This is a genomic window from Mycobacterium sp. VKM Ac-1816D (assembly GCF_000416385.1).
In the GTDB taxonomy this organism is placed as follows: domain Bacteria; phylum Actinomycetota; class Actinomycetes; order Mycobacteriales; family Mycobacteriaceae; genus Mycobacterium; species Mycobacterium neoaurum_A.
This window is the reverse complement of record NZ_AOHQ01000136.1, coordinates 43,870-66,328: the sequence shown is the minus strand read 5'-3', so window position 1 is coordinate 66,328 and position 22,459 is coordinate 43,870. Positions and strand designations below refer to the sequence as shown.

Annotated in this window: 25 protein-coding genes and 1 tRNA gene; 17 read left to right on the top strand and 9 right to left on the bottom strand. The window is 66.1% G+C overall.

From position 1 onward, the window contains the following. Positions 1 to 12: 12 nt before the first annotated feature. Positions 13 to 606: a TetR/AcrR family transcriptional regulator gene (locus G154_RS14085; RefSeq protein ID WP_019511067.1), complete on the top strand. Its 594-nt coding sequence runs from the start codon at positions 13 to 15 to the stop codon at positions 604 to 606. A gap of 78 nt (positions 607 to 684) precedes the next feature. Here the strand turns inward: G154_RS14085 and G154_RS14080 are convergent, their stop codons facing one another. The 5 genes from G154_RS14080 to G154_RS14060 form a co-directional block, all read right to left on the bottom strand. Beyond that, complete coding sequence (locus G154_RS14080) at positions 685 to 1,911, bottom strand: hypothetical protein (RefSeq protein WP_019511066.1); 1,227 nt, start codon at positions 1,909 to 1,911, stop codon at positions 685 to 687. Then, entirely contained in the window at positions 1,901 to 2,353 is a 453-nt protein-coding gene (locus tag G154_RS14075) for a carboxymuconolactone decarboxylase family protein (RefSeq protein ID WP_023986300.1), read from the bottom strand. The genes G154_RS14080 and G154_RS14075 overlap by 11 nt, the downstream gene beginning before the upstream one ends. A gap of 2 nt (positions 2,354 to 2,355) precedes the next feature. Then, on the bottom strand, positions 2,356 to 3,198 hold the full coding sequence (locus G154_RS14070) for an NAD(P)-dependent oxidoreductase (protein ID WP_019511064.1): 843 nt from the start codon (positions 3,196 to 3,198) through the stop codon (positions 2,356 to 2,358). Next, positions 3,195 to 3,950: an SDR family oxidoreductase gene (locus G154_RS14065; protein ID WP_019511063.1), complete on the bottom strand. Its 756-nt coding sequence runs from the start codon at positions 3,948 to 3,950 to the stop codon at positions 3,195 to 3,197. Before G154_RS14065 ends, G154_RS14070 begins: the two co-directional genes overlap by 4 nt. 74 nt (positions 3,951 to 4,024) lie before the next feature. After that, positions 4,025 to 5,494, bottom strand: coding sequence for an aldehyde dehydrogenase (locus tag G154_RS14060; protein ID WP_019511062.1), 1,470 nt, complete (start codon positions 5,492 to 5,494; stop codon positions 4,025 to 4,027). Positions 5,495 to 5,678: 184 nt separating this feature from the next. Here G154_RS14060 and G154_RS14055 point away from each other — a divergent pair, with 184 nt between their 5' ends. From G154_RS14055 to G154_RS14015, 9 genes are all read left to right on the top strand, one after another. Beyond that, on the top strand, positions 5,679 to 6,290 hold the full coding sequence (locus tag G154_RS14055; protein WP_019511061.1) for a TetR/AcrR family transcriptional regulator: 612 nt from the start codon (positions 5,679 to 5,681) through the stop codon (positions 6,288 to 6,290). Positions 6,291 to 6,312: 22 nt separating this feature from the next. After that, complete coding sequence (locus G154_RS14050; protein WP_019511060.1) at positions 6,313 to 7,515, top strand: cytochrome P450; 1,203 nt, start codon at positions 6,313 to 6,315, stop codon at positions 7,513 to 7,515. A 25-nt stretch (positions 7,516 to 7,540) separates the two neighbouring features. Beyond that, positions 7,541 to 8,371 (top strand): SDR family oxidoreductase, encoded by an 831-nt coding sequence (locus G154_RS14045; protein ID WP_019511059.1) that lies wholly within the window; start codon positions 7,541 to 7,543, stop codon positions 8,369 to 8,371. Then, complete coding sequence (locus G154_RS14040; RefSeq protein WP_019511058.1) at positions 8,364 to 9,722, top strand: cytochrome P450; 1,359 nt, start codon at positions 8,364 to 8,366, stop codon at positions 9,720 to 9,722. The genes G154_RS14045 and G154_RS14040 overlap by 8 nt, the downstream gene beginning before the upstream one ends. 6 nt (positions 9,723 to 9,728) lie before the next feature. After that, positions 9,729 to 9,935 carry a ferredoxin gene (locus G154_RS14035; RefSeq protein WP_019511057.1) on the top strand — a complete coding sequence of 69 codons (207 nt, stop codon included), beginning with the start codon at positions 9,729 to 9,731 and terminating at the stop codon, positions 9,933 to 9,935. A gap of 12 nt (positions 9,936 to 9,947) precedes the next feature. Continuing rightward, positions 9,948 to 10,487 (top strand): nuclear transport factor 2 family protein, encoded by a 540-nt coding sequence (locus tag G154_RS14030; protein ID WP_019511056.1) that lies wholly within the window; start codon positions 9,948 to 9,950, stop codon positions 10,485 to 10,487. Positions 10,488 to 10,582: 95 nt separating this feature from the next. Then, the gene (locus G154_RS14025; protein ID WP_023986301.1) at positions 10,583 to 11,716 is read left to right on the top strand and encodes an NDMA-dependent alcohol dehydrogenase; all 1,134 of its coding nucleotides are present in this window, start codon (positions 10,583 to 10,585) and stop codon (positions 11,714 to 11,716) included. Between the two features lie 6 nt (positions 11,717 to 11,722). After that, entirely contained in the window at positions 11,723 to 12,160 is a 438-nt protein-coding gene (locus G154_RS14020) for a nuclear transport factor 2 family protein (RefSeq protein ID WP_019511054.1), read from the top strand. A gap of 37 nt (positions 12,161 to 12,197) precedes the next feature. Continuing rightward, positions 12,198 to 13,016 carry an SDR family NAD(P)-dependent oxidoreductase gene (locus tag G154_RS14015; RefSeq protein ID WP_019511053.1) on the top strand — a complete coding sequence of 273 codons (819 nt, stop codon included), beginning with the start codon at positions 12,198 to 12,200 and terminating at the stop codon, positions 13,014 to 13,016. On the opposite strand, the gene G154_RS14010 is transcribed toward G154_RS14015, so the two are convergent. After that, positions 13,009 to 14,652: a long-chain-fatty-acid--CoA ligase gene (locus tag G154_RS14010; RefSeq protein WP_019511052.1), complete on the bottom strand. Its 1,644-nt coding sequence runs from the start codon at positions 14,650 to 14,652 to the stop codon at positions 13,009 to 13,011. The two genes, G154_RS14015 and G154_RS14010, sit on opposite strands and share 8 nt — an antisense overlap. Before the next feature lie 61 nt (positions 14,653 to 14,713). Here G154_RS14010 and G154_RS14005 point away from each other — a divergent pair, with 61 nt between their 5' ends. After that, positions 14,714 to 15,118, top strand: a complete 405-nt coding sequence (locus G154_RS14005; protein ID WP_019511051.1) for an HIT family protein — start codon at positions 14,714 to 14,716, stop codon at positions 15,116 to 15,118. Here the strand turns inward: G154_RS14005 and G154_RS14000 are convergent. Then, positions 15,106 to 16,536, bottom strand: a complete 1,431-nt coding sequence (locus G154_RS14000; protein WP_023986302.1) for a cell wall metabolism sensor histidine kinase WalK — start codon at positions 16,534 to 16,536, stop codon at positions 15,106 to 15,108. The two genes, G154_RS14005 and G154_RS14000, sit on opposite strands and share 13 nt — an antisense overlap. A gap of 14 nt (positions 16,537 to 16,550) precedes the next feature. Beyond that, positions 16,551 to 17,273, bottom strand: coding sequence for a response regulator transcription factor (locus G154_RS13995; protein WP_019511049.1), 723 nt, complete (start codon positions 17,271 to 17,273; stop codon positions 16,551 to 16,553). Between the two features lie 114 nt (positions 17,274 to 17,387). On the opposite strand from G154_RS13995, the gene G154_RS13990 reads away from it, so the two are divergent. From G154_RS13990 to G154_RS13980, 3 genes are all read left to right on the top strand, one after another. Continuing rightward, entirely contained in the window at positions 17,388 to 18,419 is a 1,032-nt protein-coding gene (locus G154_RS13990) for a hypothetical protein (protein WP_019511048.1), read from the top strand. 19 nt (positions 18,420 to 18,438) lie between these two features. Then, positions 18,439 to 18,510: transfer RNA gene (locus G154_RS13985), tRNA-Thr, on the top strand. Positions 18,511 to 18,556: 46 nt separating this feature from the next. Next, positions 18,557 to 18,961 (top strand): HNH endonuclease, encoded by a 405-nt coding sequence (locus G154_RS13980; RefSeq protein ID WP_023986303.1) that lies wholly within the window; start codon positions 18,557 to 18,559, stop codon positions 18,959 to 18,961. Between the two features lie 9 nt (positions 18,962 to 18,970). Here G154_RS13980 and G154_RS13975 read toward each other — a convergent pair whose 3' ends face one another. Beyond that, on the bottom strand, positions 18,971 to 19,159 hold the full coding sequence (locus G154_RS13975; RefSeq protein ID WP_045546402.1) for a hypothetical protein: 189 nt from the start codon (positions 19,157 to 19,159) through the stop codon (positions 18,971 to 18,973). Between the two features lie 109 nt (positions 19,160 to 19,268). On the opposite strand from G154_RS13975, the gene G154_RS13970 reads away from it, so the two are divergent. The 3 genes from G154_RS13970 (at position 19,269) to G154_RS13960 (ending at position 22,439) form a co-directional block, all read left to right on the top strand. Next, entirely contained in the window at positions 19,269 to 19,634 is a 366-nt protein-coding gene (locus G154_RS13970) for a hypothetical protein (RefSeq protein WP_019511045.1), read from the top strand. A 122-nt stretch (positions 19,635 to 19,756) separates the two neighbouring features. Beyond that, entirely contained in the window at positions 19,757 to 21,979 is a 2,223-nt protein-coding gene (locus G154_RS13965) for a DUF4185 domain-containing protein (protein WP_045546363.1), read from the top strand. 1 nt (position 21,980) lies between these two features. After that, complete coding sequence (locus G154_RS13960) at positions 21,981 to 22,439, top strand: hypothetical protein (protein WP_019511043.1); 459 nt, start codon at positions 21,981 to 21,983, stop codon at positions 22,437 to 22,439. The last annotated feature ends 20 nt before the right edge of the window (positions 22,440 to 22,459 follow it).

Genomic DNA, 22,459 nt, shown 5'->3' with positions numbered 1-22,459 from the left:
ACAATTCTGCGCGTGCGAACCCACGGGTGGTCGGGTGCGGCGCCGGCCAGTGACGAGGAGGCCGTCGCCCGCATTCTGGCCGCCGCGGGCCGCGCGATCGACGAACGCGGAGCCGATTTCTCCATCGCCGATGTGGCCAGAACCCTCGGGGTCACCCGACAGACCGTGTACCGCTACTTCCCGAGCACCGACGCGCTGCTTATGCAGGCCGGTGTGGTGGCCGCGACCGATTTCCTGGAGCGGCTGGCCACCCACATCCGCGGCATCACCGATCCCGCCGACGCCGCGACCGAGGCCATCGCGACGGCGCTGGAATGGCTCCCCAAGGACAAACACATCGGACTGCTGCTCACCCCGGAACGATCACCATCGCTCAGCGGATCGGTGACCTCCGATATCGGCCTGCAGTTCGCCCAGTCGGTCGTCCGGCGCTTCGATGTCGACTGGGCCGCAGCCGGTTTCGCCGATGACGAGCTCGACGAGCTCGCCGAGCACCTGCTGCGCATCATCCAGTCGTTCGTCGTCGACCCGGGACGGCCGCCGCGCACCGGTGAGCAGTTGCGTACCTACCTGCGACGCTGGGTCGCCCCGGCCCTGCGACCCTGACCCCCGCCACGCTGCCCTCCCCTGCGATTTGTGGAGTCTGGGCCGCACTCATTGCGGCCGCGGCTCCACAAATCGCGGTTACACCACGGTGAGCGGCAGCGACTTACGCTCCTCGAACACCCAGGACGCGCCGTGACTGAACTCGCACACCTCGACCTCGGGCAGTTTCTTGGCCGCCGTATCCGTTTCGATCACCCGAACGGTCCAGTCCGATTCGGTGCCCGATACCTCGGCACGCAGATGCGGGTCGACTGCGGCGACGACGGCCTGCAGCGGGGCGTCGGCGACCGGTGAGATCAGCGAGATCCAGGCCCCGTCCTCGTAGGCCGGGGATCGGCGCACATGCACGAAGCCCGGGTCGATATCGGCCGACACATAGGCGGCAGGGTTGAGCAGCGGGTGCAGTTCCAGCACCCGCAGGGCGCCGGCGGTGTCCTTCGACAGCTTGAGCGCCTTGTGGATGCGTTCTGCCGCCACGCCGGCGATGCCGATGAGCTGTTTGGTGCGGATCGACCGGGCCAGCTCGGTGTCCCCGCCCGCCCGTTTCTCCACTGCGATCTGGAACGATTTGACCAGCAGGTGCATCTGGAGGCACACCTCGTCGGCGATTCGCACCAACGCCGAATGGGAGAAGGCGGCGAAGTCGACGTCCGCGAGCAACTCACCGGAATAATCGCCCGCTCCGTCGTCATCCGGGTCGATCGGATCCAGCTCACACGCGTGCGCATGGGTCGCGGCGACGATGTCCATCTCGGGGATGAACGGGACCTCGGGGTAGGACTCGTCGATGATGACGGTCCACCGGCAGTGCGGGTGCTGATCGGCAGGGGTGCGCGGCGGCCGGTGGATCGGCCGGACCTGCGCCTTGCGGTTGGTCGCCAAGGCGGTGGCATCGAAGGTCGGGTCCTCGATGTCGTGGCACATGCCCTTGACGTAGTCGGGGCCCATCGGCTCGACGTCCAGCAGCGCCCCGCAATGGTCGAGGTAGAACTCGCCGTGCCAGCGGTCGTGCACGATATAGCGGAAATCCATGAACTGCGGCGGGGCACCGATATCGAGCTGCAGGCCCTTGAACAGGGTGTAGATGTCGACGCCCTCGTAGCCGAGCGCCTTCTGCATCCTGCGGGTGTACAGCGGACTCGATGCCGCCCACTCCTCGATGGCGATCTGCAGCATTTCTTCACGACCGAAACTGCTGATACACCAGGCCATTCCGGAGCGATCGATCAGCTGGCCGATGAGCAGCAGCTCGGGTACCAGGGTGGCCAGCTCGTCGCGCGAGAGCGCAGCATACCTACTGGTCATCGAGTGACTTCCCGGAGTGCATCCGCAGTGCGGCATCGACATTCGCCCGCTTGTCCTCCGAGCCTGCGCCCTGGGCCTTCTCGGCGGCCTTGCGGCGTTGGCGCACCACCTTGCCGACGGCACCGTCGAGCTTGGAACCGAGCGGGAATCCCAGGTAATGCGTGATGAACACGGCCACCTCCTTGAGTTCCTCAGCGGTGAGTTCCTCGTTGTGCAGGGCGGCATTGATCTGTATCTCGGCCAGATCGGAGTTCCCCACCGCCGTCACCGCCGCCAGGGTCAACAGCCGCTTGTCGCGCATCGACAGGCCGGGCCTGTTCCAGATGTCACCGAAGAGGTGCTCGACGGTCAGGTCGAAATATGGATCACCCTGGATATCGGGCATCTCCCAGCCGTAGACCTCATTCATCTTCTGCAGGCCCTGCTGCCGACGGTCGGTCATCCTCATCGCTCCTTCGTGTGTGGCACTCCGAGGCCGTCGGCCAGGTTCTGCAACGCCACCTGCGCCAACGGAAGTTCTACTCCCACAGCCTCCCCGAGCCCGAGCGCCAGCGAAAGATCCTTCTCACCGAGACCGCGGGTGTGGGTGAACATGTCGAACAGCCAATGATCGGGCTCGAGCGGCCTGGTGTCATCGCGCAGGATGATCGCGCCGGGCCCACCGCTCTGGGCATCGCTGTGGCGGACGACCCGGCCCAGCTTCTGCAGGTCGATGCCCGACGCCTCGGCCAATGCCATCGCCTCGCACGAGGCGGCGAACCCGATGAAGGTCAACATGTTGCGCGCCAGCTTCATCCGGGTGCCCGCGCCGGGTTCACCCGCGCGCACGACCAGCGAGGCCCACTTCTTGAACACGGGCTTGACCGCGGCGTAGGCCTCCTCCGAGGCACCTACCATCACCGCAAGCTCACCCTTGTCCGCTGCCCCGGCTCCGCCGCTGACCGGGGCGTCGACGACGTGGATCCCCTTGGCGGCCAGTCGTTCGGCAAGCTCGGGTGCGGTGCCGGGCTCGATCGTGGAGTGGATGGCGATGACGGTGCCCGGTGCGGCGTGCTCACCCAGTTCGGCGACCACGTCGCGCACCTGGGCATCGTTGAGCACCGTCACGCTGATGACGTCGGCCTTGGCCACATGGGCGACACTGTCGGCAAGTTGCGCGCCGAGCTCCGCCAACGGCGTCATCGCCTCGGTGCGGACGTCGAAGACGATCAGGCCGTCCGGCCAGTCGGCGAGCCGCTTGGCCATCGGCGCACCCTGGTTGCCCAGCCCGATATACCCGAGCTTCATGACCGGATGATCTGTCCGCCGTCGACGTTGAAGATCTGCCCGGTGATCCACTTGGCCTGATCGCTGAGCAGGAAGAGGCACATGCCCACCAGGTCGTCTGGCTGGCCCATCCGGGAGAGCGGGATGGCCTTGACGATATCGGCGACCATCTCCTGCGGGGTGGTGGTGCGGTTGGCCTCGGTGTCGATCGGACCGGGGGCGATCGCGTTGATGCGGATGTTCTGGCCACCGAGTTCCCGGGACAGCTGCTGGGTCAGACCGTTGACGCCCACCTTGGCCAGTCCGTAGAAGTTCGCGTACAGCCATGCCGCCGTGGAGGATTGGTTGACGATCGCCCCGCCGCCGCGCTTGGCCATCTTCTTGTACACCGCGCGGGTGCACCACAGCGCACCGTCGAGGTTCACGCTCATGAACTTCTTGTAGTACTCGGGGTCCACGGTCACCAGGAAGTCGAGCTTCATGCCGCCGAAGATGGCGGCATTGTTGACCAGGTAGTCGATCCCGCCGAACTCCGAGAGCGTCTGCGCCGCCATATCCCTCGCCGATTCGGGATCGGACACGTCGACCCGCACCGCCAGCGCGTTACCACCCTCGCCCTTGATCCCGTCGGCCACCTTCTGAGCGCCCTCGAGGTTGATATCGGCGACCACCACGGCCGCACCCTCACGGGCCAGCGCCTCGGCATAGGCCTGGCCGATACCGCCGCCGGCGCCGGTGACGATGCCGACCTTGTCCTTGAATTCCGGGTACATGTTCTTCCTCTCGGCCGAGTGGCCAGTTATTGCACGGTATGACCGTTATTGCGTGTCGTAAGTGGCCAGTCGACTCAGGTCGCGAGCGTGGCGATGAGCTTGGTCTCCAGATACTCCTCGAAACCGGCCACACCCATCTCGCGGCCGATCCCGGACTGCTTGTAGCCGCCGAACGGGGCGTCCGCGGAGTACCAGACGCCGCCGTTGACGTTGACGGTGCCGACCCGCAGCCGTGTGGCGACCGCCTGGGCGCGGGCGTCGTCACCGGAGAAGACGGTGCCTGAAAGCCCGTAGGGCGAATCGTTGGCGATGCACACCGCGTCATCGTCACCGTCGTGGGCGATGACCGTCAGCACCGGGCCGAAGATCTCCTCACGGGAAACCTTGGCCGAGTTGTCCAGTCCGGCAATGACGGTCGGCTCGATGAAGAAGCCGCGATCCAGGTCCGCGGGGCGGCCTCCGCCGCAGGCGAACCGGCCGCCCTCGGCGATCGCCGAATCCAGGTAGCCCTGGATGCGGTCGCGTTGACGCGCCGAGATCACGGGTCCGCAGACGGTGCGCTTGCTGTTCGGGTCCCCCGGCTTGATCCCACCCAACGTCGCGGCAGCGGCCTCGACGGCCTCGTCGTACTTCGCGCGCGGCACGACGAGGCGGGTGGTGATCGCACAGCCCTGCCCGGCGTGCATGGCCACGGTGAAGGCCGCCATCGAGCACGCGCCGGCCAGGTCGGCGTCGTCGAGCACCACGAACGCGGATTTCCCGCCGAGTTCCAAGAACACCTTCTTGATGGTGACCGCGGCATCGGTCATCACGGCGCGACCGGTGTTGGTCGAGCCGGTGAACGACACCATGTCCACCCGCGGATCCTTCGACAGCAACGCCCCCACCCCGTGATCGTCGGAGGTGACGATATTGATGACACCGGCCGGGAAATCGGTGTGCTCGGTGATGATCTCGCCGAGCACCGCAGCCGCCCACGGGGTGTCCGGCGCCGGCTTGAGGATCAGCGTGTTCCCCGCGGCCAGCGCCGGTCCGATCTTGGCGAGGTTGATCTGGTGCGGGAAGTTCCACGGGGTGATGGCGCCGACGACACCGATGGCCTCGCGGGCCACCACGCGGTTGGTCGGCATGCCCTGCGGGGTGGCGTGCCCGAGATCGGTGCGCCACTGATAGCCCGCCGCCGTATCTGCCGAGAAGGCCAGATCGTCGACGGGACCTTCCAGTTGGGCACCGGCGGTGAGCATCCGCGGCGCACCCACCTCGGAGATCGTCAACTCCCGCAGGTCTTCGATGTTGGCCTGCAACGCCTCTCGCAGCTGGCGCAGGCAGCGCACCCGCAGCTCGGTGTTGGTCGACCAATCGGTGTCGTCGAAGGCGACGCGCGCGGCGCCGATCGCCGCACTCATATCGGACTCGTCGGCGTCAGCGACGACACCCAGCACCTCCTCGGTGGCCGGGTTGACCGTCTCGAAGGTCCCGCCGCTGCCGTCGACGAGCTTGCCGTCGATGAGCAATCGGCTTTCGCGATCGGCCAGAATCGACATCCCACTCCTAGCGATTTCCTGGACAACTGTCCGGCGACATTTCAACGAACCATAGCCGCACGGCCATGACGGTGGCAAGAGCGGCCGCCACCAGCGGGGCGAAGTGGTCGCCATTAGTGGCTCTGTAGTGCATATTTCGATCCAGAGCTTGCTCACCAGCCACCCCGTCGGATAACTTGGACATGTGTCCAGCGATTCGGTGGTGACTGTCACAGACAGCGTGAGCGGCGGTCCGGCGGAGACGACGCGCAACCGCCGCCAGGAGGAGACCTTTCGCAAGGTCATGACGGCCGGGATGGAGATGCTGCGCGAGACCTCCTATGCCGACCTGACGGTGCGTGCGGTCGCCGCGCGGGCCAAGGTCGCCCCAGCGACGGCGTACACCTACTTCTCGTCGAAGAACCATCTGATCGCCGAGGTGTACCTCGACCTCGTCAAGCAGGTGCCCTATTTCACCGATGTCAACGACGCCATGAGCACCAGGGTCGACAAGGCCGTGCGCGCCCTGACCCTCGTCGTCGCCGACGAGCCCGATCTGGCCGCCGCCTGCACCACCGCCCTGCTGAGTGGCAGCAGCGATCCCGCGGTCCGCACCGTCCGCGACCGCATCGGTACCGAGATCCACAAGCGCATCCGTTCGGCGGTCGGCCCCGACGCCGATCCCCGGATCGTCTCAGCCCTGGAGATGACGTTCTTCGGTGCGCTTGTCAACGCCGGCAGCGGCGCCTTCACCTACCACCAGATCGCCGACCGACTCACCTATGTCGTCGGCCTCATCCTCGGAGAGGATCAATGACCATGAGCCCAGGCGGCGCCAGATGAGCTCTCCCACGGTCGATCTGATACTCGACCCCTACAGCTACGACTTCCACGAGGATCCGTACCCGTACTACAAGCGGCTGCGCGACGAGGCCCCGATCTACCACAACGAAGAGCTCAAGTTCTGGGCGTTGTCACGCCATCAGGATGTCGTCGCGGGGTTCCGCAACAGCGTCGCGCTGTCCAACAAGCACGGCGTCGCACTGGACCCGATCTCACGAAACGACGAGGCGCACCGGGTCATGTCGTTCCTGGCCCTCGATGATCCCGGCCACCTGCGGCTGCGCACCCTGGTGTCGAAGGGATTCACCCCGCGACGCATCCGTGAGCTCGAGGGCCGGGTCACCGAGATCGCCCACCAGCATCTGGACACCGCCCTGCAGAGCAACACCTTCGACTACGTCGACGAGTTCGCCGGCAAGCTGCCGATGGATGTCATCTCGGAGTTGATGGGCGTTCCGGACTCCGACCGGGTCCGTATCCGCGCCCAGGCCGACGCGGTGATGCACCGCGAGGACGGGGTTGCCGACGTTCCCGATTCGGCCATCGCGGCCTCCGGCGAACTGTTGATGTACTACGCGGACATGGTCAAACAGCGCCGCAAGCGTCCCTCCGATGACCTGACCTCTGCCTTGGTCGAGGCGGAGATCGACGGTGACCGACTCACCGACGACGAGATCATGGCCTTCCTGTTCCTCATGGTCGTCGCCGGGAACGAGACCACCACCAAATTGCTTGCCAATGCCGCCTATTGGGGGCACAAGAATCCGAGCCAGCTGGCACCGGTCTTCGACAACCACGACCTGGTGACGCCCTGGGTCGAGGAGACCCTGCGCTACGACGCATCCAGTCAGATCCTCGCCCGCGCCGTCGTCGATGACCTCACCTTCTACGACACCACCGTCCCGGCCGGCGATGTGCTCGTGCTGCTGATCGGCTCGGCCAATCGCGACGAGCGGGTCTTCGAGAATCCCGACGAGTACCGCATCGACCGCGAGATCGGTTCGAAGACGGTGAGTTTCGGTAGCGGCGCGCACTTCTGCCTTGGCGCCCACCTGGCGCGCATGGAGGCCAGGGTGGCGTTGACCGAGTTGTTCAAACGAATCCGCGGTTACGAGGTCGACGAGGACAACGCCGTCCGCGTCCACTCCAGCAGCGTGCGCGGATTCGCCCACCTCCCGATGACCGTCACCCTCCGTTGAGCGGCTTGAAAGGTTCCTGACGTAGATGCCCAGATTCGATCCCCTGCCCGAACGGCGACCAGCGCTGGTGGCCGGCGCCTCCTCCGGCATCGGCGAAGCAACCGCGATCCGGCTTGCCCGCAACGGCTTTCCTGTCGCGCTCGGCGCCCGCCGGGTGGAGAAGCTCGACGAGATCGTCGGCAAGATCCGCGACGACGGCGGCGAGGCCATCGCGGTGCACCTCGACGTGACCGACCCAGACTCGGTGAAGGCGGCCGTCGAGAAGACCACCACCGAACTCGGTGATATCGAGGTCCTGGTCGCCGGTGCAGGCGACACCTACTTCGGCAAGCTCGACTCGATCAGCACCGAGCAGTTCGACTCCCAGGTGCAGATCCACCTGATCGGCGCCAACCGCGTCGCCTCCGCCGTCCTGCCTGGGATGATCGAACGCCGGCGCGGTGACCTGATCTTCGTCGGCTCCGACGTCTCGCTGCGGCAACGCCCGCACATGGGCGCCTACGGCGCGGCCAAGGCCGCCCTCGTCGCGATGGTGAACAACTACCAGATGGAGCTCGAGGGCACCGGCGTGCGTGCCTCGATCGTGCACCCCGGACCGACCAAGACGTCCATGGGCTGGAGCCTGCCCGCCGAGTTGATCGGGCCCGCCCTGGAGGACTGGGCCAAATGGGGCCAAGCCCGACATGACTACTTCCTGCGCGCGGACGACCTCGCACGGGCCATCACGTTCGTCGCCGAGACACCGCGCGGCGGCTTCATCGCCAACATGGAGCTGCAGCCCGAGGCCCCGCTGGCCGATGTGAAAGACCGCCAGAAGCTCGCCCTCGGCGAGGAAGGGATGCCGCAGAATGGCTGATCTGAAGGAAGTAGAACGTGTTTCAGGTGGCGAGGAAGAGCACGGTCATCTCGAGGAGTTCCGTACCGATCCGATCGGACTGATGCAGCGGGTCCGCGCGGAATGTGGCGACGTCGGGTGGTTCCAGCTCGTCGACAAGCAGGTCGTCATGCTGTCCGGCTCGGAGGCCAACGAGTTCTTCTTCCGCTCCAGTGACGCCGAGCTCAACCAGGCCGAGGCCTATCCGTTCATGACGCCGATCTTCGGTGAGGGTGTGGTGTTCGACGCCGACCCCGAACGTCGCGCCGAGATGCTGCACAACACCGCTCTGCGCGGTGAACAGATGAAGGGCCACGCGGCCACCATCGAGAACGAGGTGAAGAAGATCATCGCCGACTGGGGCGATGAGGGCGAGATCGAACTGCTGGACTTCTTCTCGGAATTGACGATCTACACCTCGACGGCCTGCCTCATCGGCCTCAAGTTCCGTGAGCAACTCGACAGCCGGTTCGCCCATTACTACCACCAGCTGGAGCGTGGCACCGATCCGCTCTGCTACGTCGATCCTTATCTCGATATCGAGAGTTTCCGGATCCGCGACGAGTCGCGGGCGAAGCTGGTTGCGCTCGTCCAGGAGATCATGGACGGCCGGATCGCCAACCCGCCCAAGGGCAAAGAGGATCGCGATCTGCTCGACGTGCTCGTCTCGATCAAGGATGAGCAGGGCGAACCCCGCTTCACCGCCAACGAGGTCACCGGCATGTTCATCTCGTTGATGTTCGCCGGGCACCACACCAGTTCGGGCACCTCCTCCTGGACGCTGATCGAACTGCTGCGCAACCCCGAGGTGTACGCCCAGGTGCAGCAGGAACTCGATGAGCTCTACGCCGATGGCCAGGAGGTGAGTTTCCATGCCCTGCGCCAGATCCCGAAGCTGGACAACTCGCTGAAGGAGACGCTGCGCCTGCATCCGCCGCTGATCATCCTGATGCGTGTCGCACAGGACGAGTTCGAGGTGGCGGGCTACCCGATCCACAAGGGGCAGATGGTGGCCGCCTCCCCGGCGATCTCGAACCGTATCGCCGAGGACTTCCCGGATCCCGATACCTTCGATCCCGATCGCTATCAGAAGCCACGCCAGGAGGACCTGGTCAACCGGTGGACCTGGATCCCGTTCGGCGCGGGTAAGCACCGTTGCGTCGGTGCGGCGTTCGCGCAGATGCAGATCAAGGCCATCTTCTCGGTGCTGCTGCGCGAGTACGAGTTCGAGATGTCACAGCCCGCCGACACCTATCAGAACGACCACTCGAAGATGGTCGTTCAGCTCGCGCAGCCGGCGAAGGTCCGCTACCGCAGGCGAGTCCGGGACTGATCGCGAATGGGTTGCTATCGCATCGAACTCGACGAGGACCTGTGCCAAGGCCACGCCATGTGCGAGCTGGAGGCACCCGATGTCTTCCGGGTACCCAAACGCGGTGTCGTCGAGGTTCTCGACCTCGAGCCGCCCGATGATCTGCGCGACGCCGTCGAGATGGCTGTCGACATGTGCCCTACCCGCGCTCTATCCATAATCGAAAAGAACTGAAAGGCAACGACAATGGCGTCAAGGGAAGCTCTCGAAGACTGGGTCCAGCGCTGGCTGCAGGCCAACCGGGATGCCGAAGCGGCCGGTGACTGGAGGCCGATGGCGGACTTCTACACCGAGGACGCGACGTACGGCTGGAACATCGGCCCCAAGGAAGACGTCATGTGCGTCAACCGGGACGAGATCCGCGATGTCGCGCTCGGACTGGAGATGGAAGGGCTGGAGAACTGGGTCTACGAGTACCAGAAGACCCTCATCGACGAGAAGCAGAACGAGATCGTCGGCTTCTGGAAGCAGATCGCCCACAAGAGCGACGGTAGTAAGGACGAGATCTACGGCATCGGCGGCAGCTGGTTCCGCCTGAATGACGATCTGCTGATCGAGTGGCAGCGTGACTTCTTCGACTTCGGGCATGTGCAGAAGGCGTTCATGAAGCTGATTTCTTCCGGCGACCTGACCCCGACCATGCAGAAGCGCATCGAGCGCTCGCTGGCCGGCGAGAAGCTGCCGGGCTATTACCCGCTCGGTGAGGCACCCGTACCCCTCTGGTGACCACCCGGCCAAGCAGTTGCTTGGGGGTGGGTGTGACGTACCTAACTACTGCCTCTAGTCTGATGGGCACCGGTTCTAGTGGAAGGCATATGCGCATGAAGACAAAAGGCGCTCTCATCTACGAGTTCAACCAGCCGTGGTCGATCGAGGAGATCGAGATCGGCGACCCCGTCAAGGACGAGGTCAAGATCCAGATGGAAGCCTCGGGCATGTGCCATTCCGATCACCACCTGGTGACCGGTGACATCCCGATGGCCGGTTTCCCCGTGCTGGGCGGCCACGAGGGCGCCGGCGTGGTGACCGAGGTGGGCCCCGGAGTCGAGCACATCGCCCCCGGTGACCACGTGGTTCTGTCGTTCATCCCGTCCTGCGGTGAATGTCCGGCATGCCAGGAGGGTCTGCGCAACCTGTGCGATCTGGGCGCCGGTCTCCTCGCAGGCACGGCCGTCTCCGACGGCACCCACCGGATCCACTCCGTCAAGACTGGCGAGCCGGTCATCCCGATGACCCTGCTGGGCACCTTCAGCCCGTACATGGTGGTGCACAAGAGCTCGGTGGTGAAGATCGACCCGAGCATCCCGTTCGAGGTGGCCTGTCTGGTCGGTTGCGGTGTGACCACCGGCTACGGCTCGGCCGTCCGCAGCGGCGACGTGCGTCCCGGTGACGATGTCGTGATCGTGGGCGTCGGTGGTGTCGGGACCGGTGCCCTGCAGGGCGCACTGAACGCCGGCGCGCGCAACATCTTCGCCGTCGACCCGGTCGAGTTCAAGCGCGACAACGCACTCAAATTCGGCGCCACCCATGCCTACCCGGACATTTTCAGCGCCATGGCCGGTGTGGCGGAGGTGACCCAGGGCCGGATGGCGCACAAGACCATCGTCACCGTGGGTGAGCTCAAGGGCGAAGATATCGACCACTACATGAACATCACCGCCAAGGGCGGCACGGTGGTGGCCACAGCGGTGGCGAACATGGCCGAGAACGACGTCAAGCTCAACCTGTCCATGTTGACCCTGTTGCAGAAGCGTCTGCAGGGCACCATCTTCGGCGGCGGCAATCCCCACCACGACATCCCGCAGTTGCTGTCGATGTACAAGGCCGGGCGTCTCAATCTCGACGACATGGTGACCCGGCAGTACCGGCTGGAGCAGATCAACGACGGTTACGCCGACATGCTGGAAGGGCGCAACATCCGCGGGGTCATCCGTTACACCGACGCCGACCGGTAACCACGCATGACCCAGAGCTCGCAGGACACCACGGTCTCCCCGGTTGTCGCGGCGTCACAGAACTCGTGGCGCTGCGTGCAATCGGGTGACCGGGAGGGCTGGCTGGCGCTGATGGCCGACGATATCGTCGTCGAAGATCCCATCGGCGAAGCGGTTACCAATCCCGACGGCACCGGGGTGCGTGGCAAGGCCGCACTGGCGGCGTTCTACGACACCAACATCGGCCCAAACCGGCTGCGCGTCACCTGTGAGGCGACGTTTCCGTCGAGCAGCCCCACCGAGATCGCCTATATCTTGGTGCTGGAGACGACGTTCCCCAACGGTTTCGTCGCCACGGTCCGCGGCGTGTTCACCTACCGCGTCGACGACGCGGGACTGATCACCAACCTCCGCGGCTACTGGAACATGGACGCCATGACCTTCACCGAGGCCCCCGATCGCTAGGACTCCGGGGCGGCCGCTGGAAGACAGCTGTGCCGTCGTGGTCGGCGGCACCCGCGGTGTCGGCCTGTGCGTCGCCGAACTGCTCGCCGCACAGGGTGCGGACGTGGTCGTCAACGGCCGCGATCCCGATGCGGTCGCCGAAGCCGCCGAACGCATCTCGGGTGTCGGCTTCGTGGGATCCCCTGCCGACCCGGAGGTGGCCGACGCCCTTGTCGGGCGGTGCATCGACGAGTTCGGCCGGATCGACAGCCTGATCAATTGCGCAGGCACCGCCGAGCCCACCGGATCCTCGATCCTCACCGTGACCTCGGCACAGTTCCGGGACCTGTTGGACGCGCACCTGCTGACCACCTTCGAGACCTGCCGCGCTGCCGCACCCCATATGGTGCGGCAGCGCTCGGGTGCGATCGTCAACACGAGTTCGTTCGCCTTCCTCGGCGACTACGGGGGCACCGGGTACCCGGCGGGCAAGGGCGGGGTCAACAGCCTGACCCTTGCGATCGCCGCGGAGCTCGCCGAGCATGGCGTCCGGGCCAACGTGGTGTGTCCCGGTGCCAGGACACGGTTGTCGACGGGCTCCGACTATGAGCAGCACATCGTCGAGTTGAACCGGCGCGGGCTGCTCGACGATGTCAGCATGCAGGGGGCACTCGACGCCGGTCCGCCGGAGTACGTCGCACCCACCTACGCGTATCTGGCCGGTGATCTCGCCCGCCACATCACCGGGCAGATCTTCATCGCCGCAGGGGGTTTCGTCGGTCGGTTCGATCGGCAGCAGCCGGCATTCGTCGCCTACCGGGACCATCACGACGCGCCACCGTGGACGGTCGAGGAGATCGCCGCCGCCGTCAACTAGCGCTATCGGGCAACCGGTGCTCGCGGTACTCCTTGCGCAGTTGGATCTTCAGCAGCTTGCCGGTCGCGGTGTGCGGTAACTCCTCGACGAAGACCACATCATCGGGCAGCCACCACTTCACCACCCGCTCGGCGAGATAGTCCAGGATCTCCTCGCGGGAGGCATCCTGTCCGGGCCGCCGCACCACCAGCAGCAGCGGACGTTCCTGCCATTTCGGATGCGGCACACCGATCACCGCGGCCTCGGCGATCGCCGGATGCCCGGTGGCGGCATTCTCCAGGTCGATCGAGCTGATCCACTCGCCGCCGGATTTTATGACGTCCTTGGCGCGGTCCACCAGCTGCAGGTAACCATCCGGGTCGACGGTGGCGACGTCACCGGTGGGGAAGAAACCCTCGGCATCGAGCTTGTCGCCGCCCTCGCCCTTGAAATAACCGCTGGCGATCCACGGGCCGCGGACGAACACCTCGCCGAACGCCTCACCGTCCCACGGCAGTCGATTGCCCTCGTCATCGACGATCTTGATGTCGACACCCCAGATGGCGTGGCCCTGTTTGAGTTTGAGCTTCATCTTGTCGGCAGCCGACAGGTGGGCGTGCCGGGGCGCCAGCTTGCCGATCACACACAGCGGGCTGGTCTCGGTCATCCCCCAGCCCTGCACCACCTCCGAGCCGAAATCCCGTTCGAAGCGTTCGATCATCGACTGCGGCAACGCCGCGCCCCCGGTGCCTGCGAACTCCAGCCGCAGTTCGTGCGGGTCGATCTCGGGGTGGTCGTCGAGGTAGGAGAACAACATCATCCACACGGTGGGCACACCCTGGGTGAAGTTGACCCCTTCGTCGCGCATCAACTCATACAGACTCTCACCATCCAGGTGCGGACCGGGCAGCACGAGCTTCGCGCCGACCATCGGGGCGGTGTAGGGAGTGCCCCAGGCGTTCGCGTGGAACATCGGGACCACCACCAGGATGGTCGATCCGCTGTGCAGGTCGAAGCTGTCGCGCGGGATCGCACCGAGTGCGTGCAGCACCGTCGAGCGGTGGGAGTACAAGACGCCCTTGGGGTTACCGGTGGTCCCCGAGGTGTAGCACAGTGACGAGGCGCTGCGTTCGTCGAATTCGGGCCACCGATAGTGGGTCGACTGCGCGCTCACCAACTCGTCGAAACACACCAACCGGTCGACGTCGATCTCGGGCATATGGTCGCGATCGGTCATGGCGATGTAGGTGTGCACCGTCTGCAACTGCGGTGCGATCTGCTCGACCAGGGGCGCAAAGGTGATGTCGAAGAACAACACCCGATCCTCGGCGTGGTTGATGATGTAGACGATCTGCTCGGCGAACAACCGCGGGTTGACGGTGTGCAGGACGGCGCCGGATCCGGAAACTCCGTAGTACAGCGACAGATGCCGGTCACTGTTCCAGGCCAGGGTGCCCACCCGGTCTCCGGACTCGATGCCCAATTCGGACAGGGCGTTGGCCACCTGCTTGGATCGGTCCCGCACAGCCGACCATGTGGTCCGCGCGATCATGCCCTCCGGCAACCTGGACACGATCTCGGTGTCGCCGTGGAATGTCGCGGCGTGGTCAATCAGCGACGAGATCATCAACGGCCGGTCTTGCATCAGCCCAAGCATCTGGTCAGGCTAATGGTGCCGCCTGCGCATTGCAGGCGATCCACGGACTAGCCTCGATGCCATGGCGACCGTCTTCTCCATGATCATCAACCGCGAGATCCCCGGCCGATTCGTCTATGAGGACGACGAGATCGTGGCGTTCCTGACCATCGAACCGATGACCCAGGGCCACACGCTGGTGGTGCCTCGTGCCGAGGTCGACAACTGGCAGGATCTCGACCCCGCCCTCTTCGGTCGGGTGATGGCGGTGGCCCAGAAGATCGGCAAGGCCGTCTGTGCGGCCTTCGACGCCGAACGGGCCGGGGTGATCATCGCCGGACTGGAGGTGCCGCACCTGCATGTGCACGTGTTCCCCGCCCGCGATCTCAGCGATTTCGGATTCGCGGGCGTCGACCGTAATCCGTCACCGGAATCTCTCGACGAGGCACAGGCGAAGATCACGGCGGCACTGGCTCAGCTGAGCTGAACCGCGGCCTCCACGATCCGTGGCAGGGTGACCCGGAACCGGCAGCCCTGCCCGGGCGCGGTGTCCACCGACACGCTGCCACCGTGGGCGAGCACCAACGAATCGACGATCGAGAGCCCCAATCCGGAGCCGCCACTGGTCCGCGTGCGCGACGAGTCCGCACGGTAGAAGCGCTCGAAGACACGTTGGGCGTCTTCGGGATTCATGCCGGGTCCCGCATCGCACACCTCGATGACCGCGTCATCACCTTCGGTGCCCACCCGCACCGTCACCGGCGCGCTCTCCGGGGTGTGCTGTAGCGCGTTGGACATCAGGTTGCTCAGCACCTGCCGCAGCCTGGCCTCGTCACCGAGCACCTCCGGCGTGCCCGGTCCGTCGAAGACCTGCATCCCGATCGGTCGCCCCGGGGCGACCGTCTGCGCGTCGTGCACCGCATCACTGGCCAGTGCCAGCAGGTCGACGCGGCGCTGCTCCAGCGGACGCTGTTCGTCCAGCCTCGCCAACAACAACAGATCCTCGACCAGCAGGCCCATCCGGCCCGCCTCGCTCTCGATACGCCCCATCAGCATCTCGGTATCGCGCGCCGCGCCCTGCCGATACAGCTCCGCGTATCCCCTGATGGTCGTCAGTGGAGTGCGCAGGTCGTGGCTGGCATCGGCGATGAAGCGCCGCATCCGCTCCTCGGATTGTTGCGCCAACTCCGCCGATTCCGCCGATGACGCCATGGCCCGCTGGATTTGGGTCAGCATGCCGTTCAACGCCAGCGACAGCCGGCCCACCTCGGTGCGTGGATCACGTTGCGGAACACGACGGTCCAGTTCTCCGTCGGCGATGGCGGCAGCGGTCTCCTCGACCTCGGCCAAGGGTTTGAGGCTACGACGCACCACGGCATAGCCGACGACGCCGAGTACCAGCAGCACCGCGGTCCCGATCCCGAGCTGCGACCAGACCAGCGCGCGCACACTGGATTCCACATCGGTCAGATCGATGGCGACCGTGGTCAGCTCCCCGTCGGGACCGCCGACGGTGACCGCGCGCCATTGCACGCCGGAGCCGTCCTTGGAACCGACCGTGACGGGTTCGGGTCCGACGTCATTGCTCGCGGGCAGCACGGGTTCGGCCGCACTGTCGTTGATGGCCAACTGGATCCGGCCGTCGGCGTCGGTCCCCCGGACATAGAAGTTCGTCGGCGGATTCGCGGGGCTGGGATCCTGCAACGGTTCGGCGAACGCGTGCGGGGCCTGCGCCCAGCCGCCCGACGCCTCGAGCAGGGTGTCATCGACACGCTTGATCTCGGTGTGGCGCATTATCGACGTGACGGCAATACCGGAGGCCAGCAGTCCGAATGCCACCAACACCAGCGTCGCCGCCACCAACCCGACGCGCAGCGGCACCGCCCGCCGGTATCTACCGATCATGGATGAATGATGGCCTAGCGCGGCTCACGCAGCACGTACCCCACACCGCGCAGCGTGTGCAGCAGTCGCTTGTCACCGGTGTCGATCTTGCGTCGCAGATAGGAGACATAGGACTCGACGACGTTCACATCGCCGCCGAAGTCGTAGCGCCACACGTGGTCGAGGATCTTCGGCTTGGACAGCACCGTGCCCGCGTTGATGATGAAGTAGCGCAGCAGCGTGAACTCCGTCGGCGACAGCGATACGGGTTCGCCGGCCTTCCAGACCTCGTGGGTCTCCTCGTCGAGTTCGATATCGGCGAAGCTCAGCCGCGCGTTCTTGGGTTCTTCGACACCGCGGCCGACCCGGCGCAGGATGACCCGCAACCGTGCCACCACTTCCTCGAGGCTGAACGGTTTGGTCACGTAGTCGTCACCGCCGAGGGTGAGTCCGGTGATCTTGTCCTGCAGGTTGTCGCGCGCGGTGAGAAAGAGCGCGGGCGCGTCGATACCGTCGGCACGCATGCGTCGCAGCACGCCGAAGCCATCCATACCCGGCATCATCACGTCGAGGATCACCGCATCGGGCTTGATCTCGCGGGCCTTGGCCAGCGCATCGGGACCACTGGCAGCGGTATGCACCTCGAATCCCTGGAACTTCAGGCTCACCGAGAGCAGCTCCACGATGTTGGTCTCGTCATCGACGACGAGGATGCGCGCCTCGGGGATGCTGTCGTGAGATTCGGATATCGCTGCCATTGCCATGAAGTTCACAGTGCACTCTCTGGTTGAAGCACACCTGGAGACTGGCTGTGAACTCACTGAGAATGCAAACCCGGCCGGGCCCGTCGGCGGCCGCCCTAGACTGGCGGCATGAACCTCGGCAACACCATCGTGCAAGTTGCCACGGCCCCGGTCAGGGTCGGACTGGCCGTTGCCGACATCGGACTCAACATCGCTGGTGGCACGCTGAAGGTGGTGCAGCGATCGCTGACCGACGCCGGCCCGGTCAGCGGTACCACCGGCTTTGCCGCGATGCTGGGCATCGACGACGCGGTCGACCGCGCGAACCGGCTGGCCCGGTTGATGGACGATGATGCCCCACTCGGCCGGGCGCTGGCTCCCGAGGGTCCGCTCAACCAGCTGCTGCGGCCGGGCGGGCTTGTCGATCAGCTGACCGCCCCGGGGGGCCTGCTCGATCGGCTGAACAATCAGAACGGACCGGTCGCCCGCGCGCTGGCCGAAGACGGGCTGATCGACCAGATCACCGCCGAAGGCGGACTCGCCGACCGGTTGACCGCAGAGGGCGGTGTCGTCTCCCGGGTGATCGCCCCCGGCGGGTTGGCCGACCGGTTGCTCGCCGACGACGGCCTGGTGGAGCGGGCCCTGCGCGAGGACGGGGTCGCCGAACAACTCCTCTCCGAGAACGGCCCGGTCGGCCGGGCGCTGGCCAAGGGCGGGCTTGTCGATCAGGTCACCGCGGAGGGCGGACTGATCGATCGGCTGACCACCGACAGCGGCGCGCTGTCGCGGCTCATCGCACCCGGCGGACTGGCCGACCAGCTGCTCGCCGACGACGGCCTGATCGAACGGATCCTTCGGGAGGACGGCGTCGTCGACACGCTGCTGGCCGAGGGCGGTCTGCTGGACACCTTGACCGATCCGGACGGACCGCTGCTCAAGCTCGCCGATGTCGCCGACACCCTCAACCGCCTGGCACCCGGGCTGGAGGCGCTTGCCCCGACCATCGACGCCCTGCACGAAGCCGTCATCACGCTGTCGCAGGTGGTCAACCCGCTGTCGAACATCGCCGGGCGCATCCCGCTGGGACGTCAGCGCAGCCGCCGCACCGCCACCATGCCGCGCGCGGTGGTCTCCGAACGCGTCATCGACGACGAGGGCTAAGCTGTCCGGCGTAGTACACGCCTCCGTAGCTCAGTGGTAGAGCTTCCGCCTTGTAAGCGGACGGCCGTCGGTTCAATCCCGACCGGGGGCTCAGTTGTGGCTCGTCTGTTGTCGGACCGGGGACGTAGCGTGCGGCCATGAGACAGTGCAGAAGCTGCGGAGTTGCGCTCACTCGGCGCAGCCAAAAAGTGTTCTGTAGCAATCCGTGTCAGATTGCGTTCCGCCGCGCGACGCGCACGGAGATGTGGCTGGCATCCGGCCAAGGCCGTGCCGGATCTTTGCGAGGCCACTACATCCGCTCGTACGTGGACGCCGAACAGGGCGGCTGCTGCGCAATTTGCGGCTGTTCGGGCACCTGGCAAGACATCCCGCTGACCTTCGTGCTCGACCACATCGACGGCAATTCCGAGAACAACCGGCGCGAGAACCTGCGCCTGGTGTGCCCGAATTGCGATTCCCAGCTGCCGACGTACAAGAGTCGCAACCGCGGCAACGGCCGCAGCATCCGCCGTCAGCGGTACGCCGACGGGAAGTCCTACTAGGTGCGCCCGTCAGGTCTCGTCGGCGATCTGGCGGCGACTCTCGTGTAACCCGGGTCCGTCGGGGTCCTCGTGCCGACGGTCGAGCTGGTCCTGCACCTGGCGCTGGTCGGCGGTGGCCTCGGTGGCGTCCGCGGGGTTGGCCGGCGGGTCGATGCCGGGGTCCTTCACTGAGGCCTTGGCTATCTCGTCCTTTTTCATGTCCTGTTGCATGCCCGCGGGTTCTCCCCGCCGACCGAAAACTAAACGTCGTTGCCCGAGCCCACACCCGGGCATGTGTAGCTTGTGAGGCGAGAGAGGGAGGTGCGCCGTGGCCGATGCCGGATTCTGGGTTGCCTGGGGGTTGCCCACCCAGGGCCGCGAGGCCCTGGCACTGGAGACCCTGAAGTCGTCTCGTGACTTCCTGACCGAGCTGGCCGAGACCGGGCGCATCGAACGGTACGACACGGCCATCTTGAAGCCGCAGACCACCGAGCTCGGTGGGTTCTTCCTCATCCAGGGCAGCCGGACGCAGATCGATCAGCTCCGCCGCGATGCCGATTTCGAGCGCTGGGCCAACCGCGTTCAACTGGTTGCCGACCGCGTCGCGATCGTGGACGCCTGGGCGGGTAACGGAATCGACGAAGCGACCGATCTCTATATCGAGGCGCTGCGTGAGGCCGGTCTGCACGGCTGAATCCCCCGGCCGGCCGGGCCGGTTGCAGCGCGCGCATTAATTGCCTCTTCCGTTAACGGCTTTGCTGAGGTTCTATTAGATGTACTTGTTGGGCCGGGGGCGGACAGCACGGAGGCACCATCATGGGCTCATCGACGTTCTTCTGGCGGGGCGGGGGGCTGGCGGTGGGTCGCGTCGGGGGCCTGGCCGTGGCGCTGGGCGTCGGAACGGCGATCGTCAGCGGGCACGGCATCGCCGCGGCCGAGGGCAGCGACTCCGGCGGCGCCGGCAGTTCGTCGAGCGCATCCAACAGCACCGGCGGATCCGCCACGACGTCGACACACGCGGGCGGCGCCACGGGTTCGGGCGAGAAGTCCGGGGACTCCGAGGGCTCCGGCAGCGGTGGGCTCACCACCCGAGACCGCGACACCGACCGGGAGAACGAGAAGGACGCCACGTCCGGCGGCTCCGGCTCCGAGGCCGTCAAGGGATCCGGCGACGACGTCATCGACGACTCCAAGATCGACGATTCAACAACCGACGATGACGAGCCGCTCGGCGGGGGCTCCAACAGCAGTGGCTCCAACAGCGGTGGCTCCAAGGACGAATCCCCCACCTCGGAGTCCGGCTCGACGCCGCCCGACGAACTCGAACCGACAGAGCAGACCGCGCCGCGCACACCGCGCGTCACCATCGGCCAGTCCGACCGGCCACACTCCATAGCCCCGACCACCGAGCAGCCGAGCGCCTCGGTCGAATCCGGTGCGGGCACCACCGACGACTCGCGCACCACCACCGAGACGGCCAGCTTGAGCACCACCCGGGTCGCCGATGCCTCGGACACGTTGGCCACCGCGGGCAACGTCGCGGTGTTCGCCTCGGCGCGCACCCTGGCCACCGCCACGGTCACCGACAACCCGTCCCGGCCGGCCGCCACCGCCTCGGCCCACCCGTTGACCGGCGTGGTGAAGGTCGTCGCCAACGTCCTCGACTGGGCGGCGGGCGTGGTGCCGGGCTCGCCGAGCGCTCCCACCCTGGCATGGGCCCTGCTCGCGTTCGCCCGGCGCGAGGTGGACAATCTGCTCAGCCGGCTCGATCCCGCGCACGCTGCCGCGACCGCGGCGGCCAACTCGGCGGCCGCCGCGACCGATAACGCGGCGCGCGCCCTGGCGGCTGCCGCGATCAATCCGCGTCCCGGCTTCCCTCCGCCGGGCTATCAGTTCAGCCCGTCGACGAGTTTCGTGGACTGGGTCACCGGTAACTTCGCCCCCAACGACACCTTCAACCGGTACGGGATCTGGGGTACCGATATCGGAACCATGTGGGACAACGGTATCCCCGATGATCCCAACACCCCGATCAACGAGAACCAGGTGCTCATCGCCTTCGGCGACACCTTCGGTGGACCCAACATGACCGGCACCTGGCGACTCAACACGCTCTTCCGCAGCCCGGACCGCAACCTTGCCGACGGTCTGGCGGTACCGGGCGGACAGTGGTTCAACGGCAACATGTTCGGCGGTTCTCCACTGTGGGAGGAGCATTACGCCAGGCAGATCATCCTGCCCGAACGGCTCCCCAAGGGACTGCCGACGGGTGTCACGCTGATCCCGACGGCCGGCATCTCGGTTCCCACTCCGGGCACCAAATACGGTGCCACGCAATACCTGAGCTTCATGTCGGTCAAGCAGTGGGGTGCGGCGGGACAGTGGTCGACCAACTATTCGGCCATCGCCTATTCCGAGGACAACGGCGAGAACTGGTACATCGCCCCGAGCAGTGTGCGCACCAACTTCGGCGGTAACGCGAACTTCCAGCAGGGCGCGTTCGTGCGGCCCGGCGACGGATTCGTGTACTCCTACGGAACTCCGAACGGTCGGCAGGGCCAGGCCTTCGTCTCCCGGGTCGCCGAGAAGGACATCCTCGACGTCACCAAGTACGAGTACTACAGCGCGGGCAGCAGCGGCTGGCTGTTCGGCATCGGGGCCTACAGCTCCGGTTGGTATCGCAACGACCCCGGCAAGGCCTCCCCCGTCTTCGGACGCGAGACCGGGGCGTGCGGCGTGGCCAAGGCCGGCAACCAGGTCAGCGAGATGTCGGTGCAGTACAACAAGACGCTCGGCAAATACGTTGCCATGCACGGGGATCAGTTCAACAACATCATCCTGCGCACCTCGGATCGCCCCGAGGGTGGTTGGTCCGCACCCACGGTCGTGATGGGTCAGCAGGGCGGCGGCATCTACGCACCGATGATGCATCCGTGGTCACCGTCGACGCTGGGTACCGGCACCGAGCTGTACTTCAACCTCTCGGTGTGGAACGACTACAACGTGTGGCTTGTGAAAACCGACCTCGCCAAGCTCTGACATGCGCACGATCCTGGCGGCGATCGCGTTGCTCGTGGTGACGGCGGCGCCCGCCGCCGCCGAACCGCCGTCACCGAACACCCCCTGCACACCGGATCTGACCGGTGCCACCACGATGCAGGCCGGACAGCTCCTACCGCTGGTGTGCACGGGCGGACGATGGGCGGCGGTGACCGTGCCGGGCGATCCCAGCGATCGCTGGGTGAGCTTCGGCCCGGAAATGGCTTTGCACGGTGAGGGTTTGCGTAACCCGAATCTGGCCTCGGGGACCTGGACCGCAACCCCGTTGGAGCCGCAAACCTCCTGCGGGGCAACGCAGCAGAGCGTCGTCAGTGCAGGTGTCGTCGGCGCCCCCATGACCACGACGGCACCGATCGGTCAACCGCTCACCGTGGTGGTGATGCCGCGACTGTTCGACATCGTCATGACCGGACATTGTTTGTGGACGCGCAACCGCTAGGCGGCCACGCACCGCCCTTC